The sequence below is a fragment of the Streptomyces sp. NPDC002838 genome (genome assembly GCF_040295365.1).
Taxonomy (GTDB): Bacteria; Actinomycetota; Actinomycetes; order Streptomycetales; family Streptomycetaceae; genus Streptomyces.
In genome coordinates, this window is record NZ_JBEOVF010000013.1 from 46,985 (window position 1) to 63,515 (window position 16,531).

Consider the following 16,531-nt stretch of genomic DNA (forward strand, 5'->3'; position numbering starts at 1 on the left):
AACACCCGGGCGAGGCGTCACCCGAGCTCTTTCGGGCCGTCCGTTCCCGGACCGCCCTGTTCGGGCACGTTCCCGATCGGCAGCGCGTCCTTGGGGGTCTCCAGGGGCGGCAGTGCGGGAAGTTCGTCCCACGGCACCTGCTTCTCGCGCAGGTCCCCCCGGATCCGCTCCGCGAGTTGCCTGGTGTCCCGGCGGTTCATGACGGCCCCCACGGCCGCGCCCACCATGAACGGCATCAGGTTCGGCAGGTTCCGCACCATCCGCTTCATGATCTGCTGCCGCAGTTGTTGCTTCATTCGGCTGTTCAGCGCGCCGTTTATCGTCGACGGCTTGGTCACGTCGATTCCGCGCTCTCCCGACCAGGAGTTCAGATACGCGGTGGAGCGCTGCTTCAGATTGCCCGGCGGCCGTTGGCCGTAGACCTCGTGGAGTTCGGCGATCAGCTTCAGTTCGATCGCCGCCACGCCGGTGATCTCGGCGGCCAGCTCCGCCGGCATCGCGGGCGGCACGGGCATCATGGCGGCCGCACCGATCCCCGCTCCGACCGTGGCCGTCGCACTCGACGCGCCCGTGACGAGCTTGTCGGCGAGCTCCTCCGGCCCGAGACCCGGGAACTGCCCACGGAGCGTGGCGAGGTCCCTTACGGGGATCCGCGGGGCGTTGTCGATCAATCGGTCGGCGAGATGCGCAAGGGCCGCCCGGGCACGGCTGCCGCCCTTGCGGACGCCTTCTCTGGCCTTCTCCCGGATCACCGCCGCCCGCCGCCGCGCGACGGGCACGGGGGTCTCGGCCGGCACCGGGAGGTCAGCCCGGCCGGCCGCCGGTTCGAGCGAGGCCGATCCCTTGTCGGATGAGCCCCGCTCGTCGTCACGCGCGCCGTGCGGGCCGTCGGACGGCCCTCGGTCCGCTTCCCTCTGGAGGAAGCGGCGCTTCCGGGGAGGGGTCGAGCCAGTCACGGCCGACCCGCCCTCAGTCGCAGTCGCGGCAGATCGGCTGGCCGTTCTTCTCCCGGGCCAGCTGGCTGCGGTGGTGCACCAGGAAGCAGCTCATGCAGGTGAACTCGTCCTGCTGCTTGGGCAGCACCCGGACGGCCAGCTCCTCATTGGACAGGTCGGCGCCGGGCAGTTCGAGACCCTCGGCGGCCTCGAATTCGTCGACGTCCACTGCGGAGGTCGACTTGTCGTTCCGCCGAGCCTTCAGTTCTTCAAGGCTGTCCGAGTCGACGTCGTCATCGGTCTTGCGTGGAGTGTCGTAATCGGTTGCCATGTCGCTCTCCCCCTCTGGGTGTCTGCGGTGTCTCCAGCGCACGTAACGCGTGAGAGGCCGGACTTGTGCCCGACCCGAGGCGGAGATTTTGCCTCACATCAAGGTCTGTTACTCAATCGACACCCAACCGAACTCCTCATGAGTGATCGGGTTGGATGGCGATCGGGACCGTACACGGTCCGAATCCCGCACTTCAAAGGCGTCTCACCGTGTACTTCCCGTGATCAGGACCCCCGGAAACCCGGACTTTCCCGGCTTTCCGGCCGACCGCATGATCACGGAGAGTACATGGCTGGAAAATCGCTCTTGTGATCGATCACACAGGGAGACGCTCGGTGGATGGTCGGCGGGTGCCCCGAAAATTCCGCGCAAAGCGAACATCCCCGTGTGTCGGATCGTGTGCGGGGGCCATGCTCTCAGACAGGGAGGGTCACGCGCATGACGAGTCCCCCTCCGTCACGCGGCTGAGCCGAGATGTGCCCGCCGTGCGCCCGGGCCACGGACCGGGCGATGGACAGACCGAGGCCGACACCCTTGTCACTGCCCGTGCGCTCCGTACGCAGCCGCCGGAAGGGCTCGAAGAGGTTGTCGATCTCGTACGCCGGCACCACCGGGCCCGTGTTGGACACCACGAGCACCGGCTGACCGTGCTGGACATCCGTCGTGACCTCGACCCAGCCGCCCTCCGGCACGTTGTACCGCACCGCGTTCTGTACGAGGTTCAGGGCAATCCGCTCCAGCAGCACGCCGTTGCCCTGGACCACGGCGGGCTTCTGCTCTCCGCGGATCGCCACACCCTTGGCCTCCGCCTCGGCATGCACCTGGTCGATGGCCTGCTCGGCCACTTCCGCGAGGTCCACCGGCTTGCGCTCGACGATCTGGTTGTCGCTGCGGGCGAGCAGCAACAGGCCCTCGACGAGCTGCTCGCTGCGCTCGTTGGTGGCCAGCAGCGTCTTGCCGAGCTGCTGCAGCTCCACCGGCGCGTTCGGATCCGACAAGTGCACTTCGAGGAGCGTGCGGTTGATCGCCAGCGGTGTGCGCAGCTCGTGCGAGGCGTTGCCGACGAAGCGCTGCTGGGCCGTGAACGCCCGCTGCAGCCGCTCCAGCATGTCGTCGAAGGTGTCCGCCAGTTCCTTCAGCTCGTCGTCCGGGCCGTCCAGCTCGATACGGCGGGACAGGTCCGAGCCCGCCACCGCGCGCGCGGTGCGGGTGATCCGGCCGAGCGGCGACAGCACGCGGCCGGCCATGGCGTAGCCGAAGGCGAAGGCGATGATCGCCAGACCGAGCAGGGCCAGGAGCGAGCGGCTGAGAAGGTTGTCCAGGGCGTCCTGGCGCTGCTGGTTGACGCACTCGTTCATGGCGTTGTTGAACTCGTCGGGCGAGGCCTGGTCGGGCAACTTGCAGATGGTGCTGGTCACCTTGCTGCCCGCGACGACCTTGAACGGCAGGTCGCTGCCCGGGTTGAGGGCCTGCGCGGCGAGCAGGTAGATGATCGACAGCAGCAGGATGCCGGCGATCAGGAACATCCCGCCGTACAGCAGCGTGAGCCTTATCCGGATGGTCGGGCGCAGCCACGGGAACGGCGGCTGCGGCCGCCTGGGGTCCCAGGTGGGCTTCGGAGGCGCCTGGGGAGGCGCGGGGGTCGCGGCCACGGGGGATCAGATCCGGTAGCCCGAGCCAGGCACCGTGACGATGACCGGAGGTTCGCCCAGCTTGCGGCGCAGCGTCATGACGGTGACCCGCACGACGTTCGTGAACGGGTCGGTGTTCTCGTCCCAGGCCTTCTCCAGGAGCTGTTCGGCGGAGACGACCGCGCCCTCGCTGCGCATCAGCACCTCCAGGACGGCGAACTCCTTGGGCGCGAGCTGGACCTCCTTGCCGTCGCGGAAGACCTCGCGGCGGTTGGGGTCGAGCTTGATCCCGGCACGCTCCAGGACCGGCGGCAGGGGCACGCTGGTGCGCCGGCCGAGGGCACGCACGCGTGCCGTGAGCTCGCTGAACGCGAAGGGCTTGGGCAGATAGTCGTCGGCGCCGATCTCGAGACCCTCGACGCGGTCGCTGACGTCGCCGGCCGCCGTCAGCATCAGCACGCGCGTGGGCATGCCGAGCTCGACGATCTTGCGGCAGACGTCGTCGCCGTGCACGAGCGGGAGGTCGCGGTCGAGGACGACCACGTCGTAGTCGTTGACGCCGATGCGCTCCAGGGCGGCCGCACCGTCGTACACGACGTCGACGGCCATGGCCTCCCGGCGCAGGCCGGTGGCCACCGCATCGGCGAGCAGTTGCTCGTCCTCGACGACGAGTACGCGCACGTCGTTTGTCCTTCCTGTGTCCACCCGCGTAGCGCTTCTCGGGCACGCGGGCAGGGGGGCTTGGTCAGTGTGTAGACCTCCATCCTGCCCTTTTCGGCCATAAGTCGGCGATAAGGCGGGTGAGCGCAGTCCGAAGGACAGGTATGAGGCCGGGGAATGCGAGATTTTCTCCTCCGGTTGAGGTTTCCGTGGAAGAGAGCGGGGGGAGGACGGCTTTACACCCCGCGATCACGCTCTGCACGTGCCGTACCACCATGCGGCACTCCGCGATCCGCTTGCAGCAGAGTGGGCGTGGGTGTCCGGCACCGTCGCCGCCCAGCACCGGGCAGCGCTGGGCACCTACGGAGACGTGATCGCCCCTTCCGAACGGCACACCCCCGTGCCACCGACCCACGACCCAGGACGAGGGGGCGCAGCATGGACGCATTCACCGCAGGACTTCTGCAGCGCATAAGGGCGACCGAGTCCGACCTGACGCGGGCTCGCGACGAGGGCGACGACTTCCTCGTCGAGGTGGAGCAGGCCGAGCTCGACGACCTGCGCCGCCTCGCCGCCGAACACGGTGTGGAGGTCGGCGCGTACAGCGTCTGATCGGCTCGCACGGCACCACAGCGGGCCCCCGGCGAATCCAGCGCCGGGGGCCTGCTGTGTGTGATGGCTCGGTCGCCGGCAGGGGGCGCACCACGCCCAACAGTCAGGGCCCACCAAGGCCCACTGTCCCGACGCGTCGGCCGCGAGGGAGCCGAAGGGGCGCGCCTGTGTCGAGAGCACGAGCGCGCGGAGGCCCGAAGGGCTGAGCACGGTCGTGCTCTCGACACAGGCTGAAAGCGCCCCGTAGGCGACCGAGCCATTCAGTCGTGCCAGGCGCCCAGGTCCTCCAGGAGCTGCTGGAGGGGCTCGAAGACGCCCGGGGTCCCCGCTACCGCCAGGTCCCGGGACGGGCGTTCTCCGGGGCGTCCACCGGTCAGGGCGCCCGCCTCGCGGGCGATCAGGTCGCCTGCGGCCAGGTCCCACGCGTTGAGGCCGCGCTCGTAGTAGCCGTCCAGGCGGCCCGAGGCCACGTCGCACAGGTCGACCGCGGCCGAGCCGCTGCGCCGGATGTCGCGCAGGAGCGGGATCAGCCGCTGGGCCACGTGGGCCTGGTGGGCGCGGACCTCGGTGACGTAGTTGAAACCCGTCGAGACCAGGGCCTGCTCCAGCGGAGGTGCGGGGCGACAGGCCAGCCTGCGTTCGCCGTCCCAGCCGCCGGTGGCCCAGGCGCCTTCGCCGCGGACCGCGTGGTACGTCTCGCCGCGCATCGGGGCCGCGACGACCCCGACGACTGACTCGCCGTCCTGCTCGGCGGCGATGGAGACGGCCCAAGTGGGCAGCCCGTACAGGTAGTTGACCGTGCCGTCGAGCGGGTCGATCACCCAGCGGACGCCGCTCGTGCCCTCGGTGGCGGCGCCCTCCTCGCCGAGGAAGCCGTCGTCCGGGCGGTGCCCGGAGATCAGGTCGGTGATCAGCTTCTCCGCCGCGATGTCCATCTCGGTGACCACGTCGATCGGGCTCGACTTGGTCGCGGCGACCGCGAGGTCGGCCGGGCGGCCGTCCCGCAGCAGCGCGCCCGCGCGGCGAGCGGCCTCGTGGGCGAGCTTCAGCAGTTCCGCGGGCAGGGGGTCGGTCACGGGGCTCCTCACGCGTAGGGACTGTCGGCGCCCGCTGCGGCGGGGCGCGGGGCGCGGGCGGGGCAGCAGCCGATCGGGCAGAGCTGGTGATCGGGGCCGAGCGCGCCCAGGGCGCAGGGGGTGACCTCCTGGCCGCGTTCGACCGCGGCGCGCTCCAGGACGAGGTCGCGGATCGCGGCGGCGAACCGCGGGTCGGCGCCGACGGTGGCCGAGCGGCGCATCGGCAGGCCCAGCTCCTCGGCCTTGGCCTTGGCCTCCGTGTCGAGGTCGTACAGGACCTCCATGTGGTCGGAGACGAAGCCGATGGGCGCGATGACGACCGCCGGAACCCCGGCCGCGTGCCGCTCCTCCAGGTGGTCGCAGATGTCGGGCTCCAGCCAGGGGATGTGCGGGGCGCCGGAGCGGGACTGGTAGACGAGCTGCCAGGGGTGGTCGACGCCGGTGCGCTCGCGGACGGCGTCGGCGATCAGCCGCGCCACGTCCAGGTGCTGCCTGACGTACGCGCCGCCGTCGCCGTGGCCCTCGACCGGACCGGAGGTGTCCGCGGACGCGGTCGGGATCGAGTGGGTCGAGAAGGCGATGTGGGCGCCGTCACGGACGCCCTCGGAGAGGTCGGCGAGGGACTCGATCACCCCGTCGATCATGGGCTCCAGGAAGCCGGGGTGGTTGAAGTAGTGGCGCAGTTTGTCGATCTTGGGCAGCTCCAGGCCCTCGGTCTCCAGGATCGCCAGCGAGTCGGCGAGGTTCTCGCGGTACTGGCGGCAGCCGGAGTAGGAGGCGTAGGCGCTGGTGGCGAGGACCAGGATGCGGCGGCGGCCGTCGGTGACCATCTCGCGCAGGGTGTCCGTCAGGTAGGGCGCCCAGTTGCGGTTGCCCCAGTAGATCGGCAGGTCCAGGCCGTGGTCCGCGAAGTCCTTGCGGAGGGTGTCCAGCAGGGCGCGGTTCTGGTCGTTGATCGGGCTGACCCCGCCGAACAGGAAGTAATGCTGCCCCACTTCCTTCAGGCGTTCCTTGGGGATGCCGCGTCCCCGCGTCACGTTCTCCAGGAACGGAACCACGTCGTCCGGGCCCTCGGGGCCGCCGAACGAGAGCAGGAGCAGGGCGTCGTAGGGAGTGACACCGCGGGGGGTGACATCGAGCGCGTCTGGCATGGGTCGATCCTGCCACCCGGCACTGACGGCCCGGAAACGGCGGGGTGACCACTGCTGGTCAACCCGTCGGCAGGGGTGCATTAGGGTTACCTAAATCAGTAAGCTGTATCAACTGCGTTCGCACCTTACTGAGCCACTCCGGAGACCCCGTTGCCCAGCCCCTACCTCGCCCTGTTCGCGGCCCCCGGCAGCAAGAGCTTCTCCGCCGCGGGCCTGCTCGGCCGGATGCCGCTGTCGATGATGGGAATCGGCGTGGTGACCATGGTCTCCCAGCTGACCGGGCGGTACGGCCTGGCCGGTGCGCTGTCGGCCACCATCGCGCTCGCCGCCGCGGTGGCGGGCCCGCAGGTGTCGCGGCTGGTGGACCAGTACGGGCAGCGGCGGGTGCTGCGTCCGGCGACGCTGATCTCGCTCGTCGCGGCGGCGGTGCTGCTGTTCGCCGCGCACTACGGCTGGCCGGACTGGACGCTGTACGTGGCCTGTGCCGGCATCGGCTGCGTGCCCAGCGTCGGGGCGATGATCCGGGCCCGCTGGGCGGCGCTCTACCGGGGCACTCCGCAGCTGCACACCGCGTACTCCTTCGAATCCGTGATCGACGAGGTGTGCTTCATCTTCGGCCCGATCATCTCCATCGGGCTGTCCACGGCCTGGTTCCCGGAGGCCGGCCCGCTGCTCGCCGCCTGCTTCCTGGCGGTCGGCGTCTTCTGGCTGACCGCGCAGCGCGCCACCGAGCCGGCGCCGCACCCGCGCCAGCACCGCGGCGCCGACTCGGCCCTGCGTGCCCCGGGCCTGCAGGTTCTGGTGGCCACCTTCGTGGCGACCGGCGCGATCTTCGGGGCCGTCGACGTGGTCACCGTGGCCTTCGCCGACGAGCAGGGACACAAGGGTGCCGCGAGCGTCGTCCTCGCGCTGTACGCGGCGGGCTCCTGCGTCGCCGGGATCGTGTTCGGGCTGCTGCGCTTCAAGGGAGCGCCCGAACCTCGCTGGTTGCTGGGCGTCTGCGCGATGGCCGTGAGTATGATCCCCCTCCTACTGGTCGGAAACTTGCCGTTTCTGGCCGTGGCGCTGTTCGTTGCGGGCTTGTCCATCGCTCCCACGATGATCACGACGATGTCCCTCATCGAGCAGCACGTACCACGCGCGCAACTGACCGAGGGCATGACCTGGGTGAGCACCGGGCTCGCGGTCGGGGTCGCGCTCGGCTCCTCCGTGGCCGGCTGGGTGATCGACGCCGCCGGCGCGCGGGCCGGGTACGGGGTTCCGGCGGTGTCCGGAGCCGTCGCGGTCGCGGTCGGTTTCCTGGGGTACCGCCGGCTCAGCAGGCCGGCTCCGCGTCGGGGAGGGACCGTTGAGCAGCACAGCGAGCGGCAAGAACGGCACGTGGCGTAACTGGGGAGGCAATGTCGCCGCCCGCCCCGCGCGGGAGGTCGCTCCCGCCTCCGTCGAGGAACTCTCCGACGCGGTGCGCCAGGCCGCCGAGGACGGCCTCAAGGTGAAGGCCGTCGGCTCCGGGCACTCCTTCACGTCCATCGCCGCCACGGACGGTGTGTTGATCCGCCCTCAACTCCTGACCGGCATCCGCGGCATCGATCGCGAGGCCGGCACGGTCACGGTCGAGGCCGGTACGCCGCTCAAGAGGCTCAACATGGCCCTGGCCCGCGAGGGTCTGTCGCTCACCAACATGGGCGACATCATGGAGCAGACGGTCTCCGGGGCGACCAGCACCGGTACGCACGGCACCGGCCGCGAGTCGGGCTCGATCGCCGCTCAGATCAAGGGCCTTGAGCTGGTCACGGCCGACGGCTCGGTGCTCACCTGCTCGGAGAAAGAGAACCCGGAAGTCTTCGCCGCGGCCCGAATAGGCCTGGGCGCCCTCGGCATAGTCACCGCGATCACCTTCGCCGTGGAGCCCATCTTCCTGCTCACGGCGCGCGAGGAGCCGATGCCCTTCGACAAGGTCGTGGCCGAGTTCGACCAACTGTGGGCCGAGAACGAACACTTCGAGTTCTACTGGTTCCCGCACACCGGCAGCACCAACACCAAGCGCAACAACCGCAGCGCGGGCCCGGAGCAGCCGGTGGGACAGCTCGCGGGCTGGTTCGAGGACGAGTTCCTCTCCAACGGCGTCTTCCAGGTGGCCCAGTGGGTCGGCCGCGCGGTGCCCGCCACGGTGCCGGCGATCGCGCAGATCTCCAGCAAGGCGCTGTCCGCGCGGACCTACACCGACATTCCCTACAAGGTCTTCACGTCTCCGCGCCGGGTGCGTTTCGTGGAGATGGAGTACGCCGTCCCGCGCGCGGCCGTGGCCGACACGCTGCGCGAACTCAAGGCGATGGTCGACCGCTCCGCCCTCCGGGTCAGCTTCCCGGTCGAGGTGCGCACCGCCCCGGCCGACGACATCACACTGTCCACCGCGTCGGGCCGCGACAGTGCGTACATCGCCGTGCACATGGTCAAGGGGGCGCCCTACCAGGCGTACTTCACCGCCGCCGAGCGGATCTTCACCGCACACGAGGGCCGGCCGCACTGGGGCAAGGTGCACACGCGGGACGCCGACTACTTCGCCCAGGTGTACCCGCGCTTCGGCGAGTTCACGGCGTTGCGGGACCGGCTGGATCCCGATCGCCGGTTCCAGAACGACTACTTGCGGCGGGTTTTGGGGGCGTAGCGGACGCGCTCGGGGACGGACCTGGTCGACCAAGCGTGCGGGAAGGCGACGTACAGACGTAACCATTGGCTCCGTTTCCGGCGATTAGGTGAATTACGCCACGTTCAAGATCCGGAAATCCGCGCCACGGCGGCCGAGCGCCACCCCCTGCCGGAAGTTGGGCGGCGTGCCAATCCACGCACGTGGCCCGAATGGAGTACTGTTGCGAGCCCTGGGTTCGGTCTCCCGCCAGGGCGTCCGTGGCCTTCAAGGACCGCCGGGAGGGGGCTAGTTGCACAGGGTGACGGAGTTGGTCACTTAGCGTTGCGAATAGGTAACCGTGCCATAACGGCGTTCCCGGGCCTGTGCCCGACACGCCGGGCAACTCGGCAAGGTTGTGGCAGGCTGCACCCGGGCAGGCCACACTCGACTAGCGGAAGCAGCGACGCACGTGACGTCGGCAGGCACCACCCGGGAGGTCCCCATGCCCGAACTGCGTGTCGTGGCCGTCTCCAATGACGGCACACGGCTGGTGCTGAAGGCTGCCGACTCTACGGAATACACGCTTCCTATCGACGAACGCCTGCGCGCCGCCGTGCGCGGCGACCGTCCTCGCCTCGGCCAGATCGAGATCGAGGTGGAGAGCCATCTCCGCCCCCGAGACATCCAGGCGCGTATACGTGCTGGCGCGACCGCGGAAGAGGTCGCGCAGATGGCCGGAATCCCCGTCGATCGCGTGCGGCGCTTCGAGGGCCCCGTGCTCGCGGAGCGTGCCTTCATGGCCGAGCGGGCCAGGAAGACCCCGGTCCGCCGTCCCGGCGAGAACGCCGCCGGACCCCAGCTCGGCGAGGCCGTCCAGGAGCGGCTGCTCGTGCGCGGCGCCGAGAAGGACACCGTCCAGTGGGACTCGTGGCGCCGCGACGACGGTACTTGGGAAGTCCTGCTGGTCTACCGGGTCGCGGGCGAACCCCACTCGGCGAGCTGGACGTACGACCCGCCCAGGCGGCTCGTCCAGGCCGTCGACGAGGAGGCGCGCTCGCTGATCGGCGAGTCCGACGACCTCGCCGCCACCCCGGAGCCCAGCTTTCCCTTCGTACCGCGCATCGCACGGCTGCCACGCGACCGTCCGCTGGACCGCGCCCTCGACCGGGAGCGGCCGAGCCTGCCCGGGCCCTCGCTCGACGAGCCGGCCGAGGAGAGCGTGGGCGAGCGGGACTCACTGACCAGCCTGCTGGAGGCGGTGCCGAGCTTCCGGGGCGACCTGGTGGTCCCGGAGCGCCCGGTGGAGGAACCCGAGGTGGAGGAGCCCTCCGCCCCGGAACCCGAGGAGGAGGAGCCCCCGGCCCCCGCGGCCTCGGCCGGTTCCGCCTACGCGGACGTCCTCATGCCCCGTTCCGTCACCAGCCACCGCGACCGCCTGATCGGCGCCACCGACCGCCAGGCCGAGGCGGACGGCGTCCGCCCGGGCCGCCGAGCGGCCGTCCCGAGCTGGGACGAGATCGTGTTCGGCACGCGGCGCAAGAAGCAGGAGTAGGAAGCAGGAGCGGTCGGCGACATCTGGATCAGTCGTACGACACCGGATCAGTCGTACGACGTCTGGAGGGGCCCGCGCCGGTCGGTGCGGGCCCCTCCAGGTGTGCGCCCAGGGCCCTTCTGATGGATCTCCGCGGGAGAAGGAGCGGCGTCCGGTGCGTGCTCTCGGCGTGCCGCGCGGAAGCCCTCGATGGGGGTCCCCCCACGCGAGCGAAGCCGAGCGTGGGGGGAGGCGCTACTTGGGCTTTCGCGCGGTGCGGCGAGTGGGGGCACCGCCCACGCCCTTAAGGCAGTGAGGGAGCGTGCCGGGCCTCGCGACGCCGCGGAGATCCATCAGAAGGGCCCCAGGGGGCGTCGGACGCCACGGCCCGCGCCTACTGGGGGTCGGGCCCCACGGCGACCGGCCGTGACGGATCCGACGACCAATCCGACCAGGAACCGACGTACAGCGCCGCCGGGATTCCCGCGACCGCCAGCGCCAGCACCTCGTGGGCGGCCGAGACGCCCGATCCGCAGTACACCCCGACCTCAGAGCCGTCGGACACGCCCAGCGCCTTGAACCGGGCGCCCAACTCCGCCGCGGGCAGGAAGCGTCCGTCCGCCCCCACGTTCTCGTTCGTGGGCGCGGACACGGCTCCGGGGATGTGTCCGCCGACCGGATCGATCGGCTCCACCTCGCCCCGGTACCGCTCCCCCGCCCGCGCGTCCAACAGCACCCCGGAACGCGCCAGGGCCGCGGCCCCGTCCGCGTCCAGCAGTCCGGTCGCGCCCGGCACCGGCTCGAAGTCGCCCTCGGCCGGCTCGGGCACCTCCGTCGACAGCTCCCCCTGCCACGCCGGCAACCCGCCGTCGAGGACCCGCACGTCCGGGTGACCCGTCCAGCGCAACAGCCACCAGGCGCGGGCCGCCGCCCAGCCCTGGCCGCCGTCGTACACGACCACCGGCGTCCCGGACGAGACGCCCGCGCGGCGCATGGCGGCGCCGAACTGCGCGAGGTCGGGCAGCGGATGCCGGCCGCCGGTGCCGGGCGTTGCGGCGAGCTCCCTGTCCAGGTCGACGAAGACGGCGCCGGGGATGTGCCCGGCCGCGTACTCGGCACGGCCGTCGAACGGCGGCTCCCCGGCCGCCTTGGCCATGCTCAGCTGCCAGCGGACGTCGAGCAGGACCGGCGGGTTCTGTTCCGCCAGGTGGCTCGCGAGTTCGGATGCGGAGATGATGGCGTTCATGGCCACCATCCTCGCGCACGGGGTGGCCGCTTCGTCCATGTCCGGCTACTCTGCCCGCCGGGCAGGCCCGATCACGAGACGTACTGGATCGGGCACATGCTGTACAGCCGATCGACACCTGTCGGCCATCGCCCGGACACGGTCGGGAACGCGGGCAACGGGCATTCTCCGGGCACGGGCCACGGCCCGGCGGCGCGCCCGGAGAGCGCGGGGGTGCGAGCATCGGCACGGGGCCCGTCGGAGCGGAAGCGACATGGCCACCTTGAGGGGCCGAGGAGAGAGTGACGATGACCGAGGCAAGGGGGTCGGCCGGCCCGAACGGCGAGACGCACGCTCGGCACGTGCCCGGCACGCCCTGCTGGGTGAGTCTGATGGTGCACTCAATGGCCGCCACCCAGGAGTTCTACGGATCGCTGTTCGGCTGGGAGTTCCGGCCGGGCCCCCAGCAGCTCGGCCCCTATGTCCGGGCCCTGCTCGCAGGACACGAGGTGGCCGGTATCGGCCAACTGCCGCCCGACCGCCACCTTCCCCTCGCCTGGACGCCCTACCTCGCCTCGGACGACGTGGATTTGACGGCCGAAACGGTACGGCTGTGCGGCGGCACGGTCGGGGTGGGCCCGCTCGACGCGGGGGACGCCGGACGCCTGATGATCGGCTCCGATCCGTCGGGCGCCGTCTTCGGCGTGTGGCAGGCGGCGGCGCACCTCGGCACCTCCATCGGCGGGGTGTCCGGTACGCCGGCCTGGCACGAGTTGCTGACCTTCGAGTCCGTGAGCGTCGCCAAGTTCTACGAGACGGTGTTCGGTCACGAGGAGGAGCCGGTGGTGTCCACCGACTTGGACTACGTGACCCTGCACGTCGGCGGCCGCCCCGTCGCCGGCATCCACGGCGTGGGAGGCGCCCTGCCCCGGGACCGGGGGCCGCACTGGGTGACGTACTTCGAAGTGGCCGACACGGACGAGGCGACGGCCCACGTGGCGGACCTGGGCGGCCACGTCCTCAAACCGCCCCGGGACAGCGCCCACGGCCGGGTGGCGATGGTGGCGGACCCGGAAGGCGCGCGGTTCTCCCTGCTGCAGCGGCCGCGCCGACCCTGACCAACCGTCAGCCGACCGCTTCCTGTGGGCGATCCCGGCCAGGTTTCTCAATCAGCTGCCGGACGGCTCCCCTCGGGAAAACCCGGGACTATGGTGACTGACCATGTGGTCAGGACAGCCGCCCGGCGGCGGGAGCGGCGGGAACCGGGCGAAGGTCGTCGCCGTCGCTGCGGCCACGGCCGTGGTCGCAGCCGTCGGCGTCACCGGCGTCCTGCTCCTGGGCGGCGGCAAGGACGACAACGCCGGCGGCGGCAGCGGGAACGCGAAGGCGTCGGCGAGCGTGTCGAAGCGCGCGACGGCCTCGGCGCCGGCGTCCGACAAGCCGCCCGGCAGCAAGACCGAGCGGCCGACCGTCCAGGGCTGGAAGGTCGTCGTCAACCCCAAGCGGGGAACGGCCTTCGACGTGCCGTCGGACTGGCAGGTCAAGTCGCCGGGCCTGCTGATCGGCTTCGAGGACTCCGAGGTCGACTACAGCGACCCCAAGAACTGGGGCAAGACCGTCATCGTCATGGGCGCACCGGCCGTCCTCAAGGACAACTGGTGCCTGTCCGACGACGACAAGGACGGGCGTGTGGACAACACCGCGCTGGCGGCAGCGGGCACCAAGGGCGCCAAGGGTGCCAAGAGCACCGGCGAAGCCGCCCTGAGCCAGGTGGACCGGTGGGTGTACGGCGGTTACACGCAGCCGGACACGAAGAGCATCGTCCGCGACAGGACGGCGAAGCCGTACACGACGAAGTCCGGCGTCAAGGGCAGCATCGCCTGGGCCCGTTCCAGGAACACCCCTCACAAGGGCGAGTGCGCGAGCGACGGCAAGGCCATCATGTTCGGCTTCAAGAACTCCGCGGGCGACTTCGTCGCCTGGTGTCTCTACGGCGCCACGGGCGTGAAGGACGAGCTGCCGGACTCGACGATCATGAAGATCCTCAGCACGGTACGCCTCCACGGGGACCCGACCGAATCCTGAGCCGGGCGGCTGAAGTCCCTTGAGTACAGTGGGCAGGGCGACAACGGGGGCGGACACAGATGACGAGGGACTCCGGCGGTGGGCCGCACATCACCAACACCGCGGTCGACTGCACAGCCGATTATCTGATCCAGATCGGGATCCTCGAAGGCGATCTCAATCTGACGCTGCGCGTGGAGTCCCCGCCGCCCGATGACGACGCCCCGCTGGCCGCAGCCGAGCGGAGGCTCGCACGGAGTCTCCTGTTCCGGTGGCGGGCCGAGGCCGACGCCTGGGACATGACCGATCCCGAGCCGCTGCCCGTGCGCTGGACGCCCAGCCGACGCGTTGCGTCCGCGGGGGAGTACGTGCCCGTGGGCTCCGGGGCCGACACCATCGCCGGGACCTTCCTCAGACTCCGGCCCCGACGGCGGCTGGTCGTGCTGGGCAACGCCGGGTCCGGCAAGACCGTGCTCTCCGTCCTGCTCACCCTCGAACTCCTCGCCCGGCGGCTCACCCAGGGCGAGGACGACGTGCCGATCCCGCTCGTGCTGTCGCTGGAGTCCTGGGACACCCGGCGGCAGTCGCTCACCGAGTGGCTGGTGGACCGGCTGCGCCAGGACCACCCCGGTCTGCCGCCCGTGGACGGCGTCCACCCGGCCCGCCGGCTCGTCCTGGAGCGGCGGGTGCTGCCTGTCCTCGACGGCCTCGACGAACTGCCCGGACCCCGCCGCGCCGAGGTCCTCGACGCGCTCAATGCCGGCCTCGGCGGCGCGGGGGACGCCGTACTGGTGTCCCGTACGGCCGAGTACGAGCGCCTCGACCAGGAGGGCAGGGGTCTGCGGCACGCGACGGTGATCGAGTCGCTGCCGCTGCGCCCCGACGAGGTGGCGGACTACCTCCGCAGGGCCCGGCCTCCGGCCCGCGCCGCCGTCTGGGCCCGCCTGCTGGAGACCCTCCGGAAGGAACCCTCCGCGCCGGTCGCCTGGGCCCTGACCAGTCCGCTGATGGTGTGGCTGGTACGCCGGACCTATGAGCGACATCCCGCGGATCCTGGGGAGTTGGTGGACCAGGAGCTGTTCCCGACCCGTGATGCCGTCGAGGCGCACCTGCTCGACCGGATCGTGTCCGCCGCGTTTCCGCCCCGGCCCCCGGACCCCGGTCGGCTGCACCCGCCCCGCGCCTGGGACGCCGAACGGGCCGGTTCCTGGCTGTCGTACCTGGCGCTGCTGCTGAGCCGTCGCGAGGAGTCCGAACTGGCCTGGTGGCGGCTGTACACGGCGCCGCTGCCCCGACTGCTCGCCGGACCCGCGCTGCTCACGACCGGCATCCTGCTCTCCCTCGTCATCAAGGCGGGCATGTCCGGCTATGCGGAGGACTCCGTGCTGGGCGACCTGAGCGTGACGGGGCATGTGACCGGTGGGGTCGTCTTCGCCGCCCTCGCGCGGTCGGTGACCGCGTCCTGGTTCGGCCAGCGGCTCGCCGAGCCGCGCCGCAGCGCCAACCCGCTGCTGTTCATCCACGCCCTGCGCTCCCTCGACCGGCACACCCGGGTGGGTCCTCTGGTCCGTCTCGCGGCTCTCGCGGGCGGTCCCGCCCTGGTCGTTCTCCTCCTCTTCCTGTACGTCTTCGTGACACCGGACGCCGTCCTGGTCTGGTTCTCGGTCGGCGGCGTGCTGCCCGTCCTGCTGATGATCGTGTACGCGGCTCCCGCCGACACCGTGGACGCCGCCACCCCCGACGAACTCCTGCGCGGGGAGCAGAGTGCGCTCGTCACGACGCTGACGCTGGTGGCCCCGCTCATCGGAGCCGGTGCGGGTGCGTTCTTCTGGCTCCGCGGCGGGAGCGGCGGCTGGGGCGCGGCGGTCGGCGCCTGGGCCGGCGCCTCCGCGATGCTGGTGCTGCTCAGTCCGTGGAGCCGCTGGATCCTCGCCAAGTGCTCCCTCGCGGCGACGGGCCGGGTGCCCTGGTCTCTGATGACGTTCCTCAAGGACGCACGCACGGCGGGCCTGCTGCAACTGTCGGGCGGCACCTACCGCTTCCGCAACCGCAGGCTCCAGGAGCATCTCGCAGGGCGGCGCGCTCAGGAACAGGGAAGCGCTTCGCCCGGCCCCGAGGCGGCTGCCGTCCCCACGCTCACGGACTCCCGTCACTTCACGGTGGAACGCACCGCGGACCACTACCACCTCCGCGGCCGATCGCGGAGGCTGCCCTTGGCCCACTGGACCGTGTTCGGCACGCTCATGGGCGTCCTCGTCGTGCGGTTCAGCGTGTCCGGACAGTGGCAGGACCCGGCCGTCTGGCCGGTGCTGCTCGTCTGGCCTTTCATCGGCGCCCTGATCACCGTGGCCGGGTTCCTCATGCCGCCGCGGCCGCTGGAACTGGAGCTGACCCGGGACGGCGTCACCTCCGTGATCGGGCGCGGACAACTCTCCTACGAGTGGCGGCACGTCGAGGAGATCACCGTGCGCCGCGCGATCCTCCGGGGCCGGGACGGGCGCTTCTACGCGCTCCAGGTCCGGCTGCTCGCCGACGCCCCGCGTCCGCCGCGCCGCTCCCGTATGGGCGAGGGCTGGTTCTTCGTCCTGCCGCTCGGCTTCTCCTCGCGTGTCGATCCCCAACTCGGCGCGGCCCTGGCCGACTTCGCGGGACCGCGCTGGACAGCGTCCTCAGGTGGCCGTTGAGC

At 71.1% G+C, this 16,531-nt stretch carries 14 protein-coding genes; 7 read left to right on the forward strand and 7 right to left on the reverse strand.

The window, feature by feature from the left end:
- Nucleotides 1-17: 17 nt before the first annotated feature.
- From ABT063_RS18825 to ABT063_RS18840, 4 genes are all read right to left on the reverse strand, one after another.
- Entirely contained in the window at nucleotides 18-956 is a 939-nt protein-coding gene (locus tag ABT063_RS18825) for a hypothetical protein (protein WP_351058475.1), read from the reverse strand.
- A gap of 13 nt (nucleotides 957-969) precedes the next feature.
- The gene (locus ABT063_RS18830) at nucleotides 970-1,266 is read right to left on the reverse strand and encodes a DUF4193 domain-containing protein (RefSeq protein WP_005481602.1); all 297 of its coding nucleotides are present in this window, start codon (nucleotides 1,264-1,266) and stop codon (nucleotides 970-972) included.
- Between the two features lie 416 nt (nucleotides 1,267-1,682).
- Complete coding sequence (locus tag ABT063_RS18835; RefSeq protein ID WP_351058476.1) at nucleotides 1,683-2,918, reverse strand: sensor histidine kinase; 1,236 nt, start codon at nucleotides 2,916-2,918, stop codon at nucleotides 1,683-1,685.
- A 6-nt stretch (nucleotides 2,919-2,924) separates the two neighbouring features.
- On the reverse strand, nucleotides 2,925-3,578 hold the full coding sequence (locus ABT063_RS18840; protein WP_351058477.1) for a response regulator transcription factor: 654 nt from the start codon (nucleotides 3,576-3,578) through the stop codon (nucleotides 2,925-2,927).
- A gap of 417 nt (nucleotides 3,579-3,995) precedes the next feature.
- Between ABT063_RS18840 and ABT063_RS18845 the strand changes: the two genes are divergently transcribed.
- The gene (locus tag ABT063_RS18845; protein WP_172629090.1) at nucleotides 3,996-4,169 is read left to right on the forward strand and encodes a hypothetical protein; all 174 of its coding nucleotides are present in this window, start codon (nucleotides 3,996-3,998) and stop codon (nucleotides 4,167-4,169) included.
- Nucleotides 4,170-4,429: 260 nt separating this feature from the next.
- Here ABT063_RS18845 and ABT063_RS18850 read toward each other — a convergent pair whose 3' ends face one another.
- Nucleotides 4,430-5,245, reverse strand: coding sequence for an inositol monophosphatase family protein (locus tag ABT063_RS18850; RefSeq protein ID WP_351058478.1), 816 nt, complete (start codon nucleotides 5,243-5,245; stop codon nucleotides 4,430-4,432).
- Between the two features lie 8 nt (nucleotides 5,246-5,253).
- Nucleotides 5,254-6,396, reverse strand: coding sequence for a ferrochelatase (locus tag ABT063_RS18855; RefSeq protein WP_351058479.1), 1,143 nt, complete (start codon nucleotides 6,394-6,396; stop codon nucleotides 5,254-5,256).
- Nucleotides 6,397-6,546: 150 nt separating this feature from the next.
- Between ABT063_RS18855 and ABT063_RS18860 the strand changes: the two genes are divergently transcribed.
- The 3 genes from ABT063_RS18860 to sepH all read left to right on the forward strand — a co-directional run bounded on the left by ABT063_RS18860 (nucleotide 6,547) and on the right by sepH (nucleotide 10,577).
- A complete protein-coding gene (locus tag ABT063_RS18860; RefSeq protein WP_351058480.1) occupies nucleotides 6,547-7,785 on the forward strand; it encodes an MFS transporter in 1,239 nt (412 codons plus the stop codon).
- Nucleotides 7,745-9,064, forward strand: coding sequence for a D-arabinono-1,4-lactone oxidase (locus ABT063_RS18865; protein ID WP_351058481.1), 1,320 nt, complete (start codon nucleotides 7,745-7,747; stop codon nucleotides 9,062-9,064). The genes ABT063_RS18860 and ABT063_RS18865 overlap by 41 nt, the downstream gene beginning before the upstream one ends.
- Before the next feature lie 463 nt (nucleotides 9,065-9,527).
- A complete protein-coding gene (sepH, locus tag ABT063_RS18870) occupies nucleotides 9,528-10,577 on the forward strand; it encodes a septation protein SepH (protein ID WP_351058482.1) in 1,050 nt (349 codons plus the stop codon).
- A 373-nt stretch (nucleotides 10,578-10,950) separates the two neighbouring features.
- Here sepH and ABT063_RS18875 read toward each other — a convergent pair whose 3' ends face one another.
- Nucleotides 10,951-11,802, reverse strand: a complete 852-nt coding sequence (locus ABT063_RS18875; protein ID WP_351058483.1) for a sulfurtransferase — start codon at nucleotides 11,800-11,802, stop codon at nucleotides 10,951-10,953.
- A 287-nt stretch (nucleotides 11,803-12,089) separates the two neighbouring features.
- Between ABT063_RS18875 and ABT063_RS18880 the strand changes: the two genes are divergently transcribed.
- The 3 genes from ABT063_RS18880 (at nucleotide 12,090) to ABT063_RS18890 (ending at nucleotide 16,529) form a co-directional block, all read left to right on the forward strand.
- Nucleotides 12,090-12,899, forward strand: a complete 810-nt coding sequence (locus ABT063_RS18880; protein ID WP_351058484.1) for a VOC family protein — start codon at nucleotides 12,090-12,092, stop codon at nucleotides 12,897-12,899.
- Nucleotides 12,900-13,002: 103 nt separating this feature from the next.
- A complete protein-coding gene (locus tag ABT063_RS18885) occupies nucleotides 13,003-13,866 on the forward strand; it encodes a DUF8017 domain-containing protein (protein ID WP_351058485.1) in 864 nt (287 codons plus the stop codon).
- A 59-nt stretch (nucleotides 13,867-13,925) separates the two neighbouring features.
- Entirely contained in the window at nucleotides 13,926-16,529 is a 2,604-nt protein-coding gene (locus ABT063_RS18890) for an NACHT domain-containing protein (protein WP_351058486.1), read from the forward strand.
- The last annotated feature ends 2 nt before the right edge of the window (nucleotides 16,530-16,531 follow it).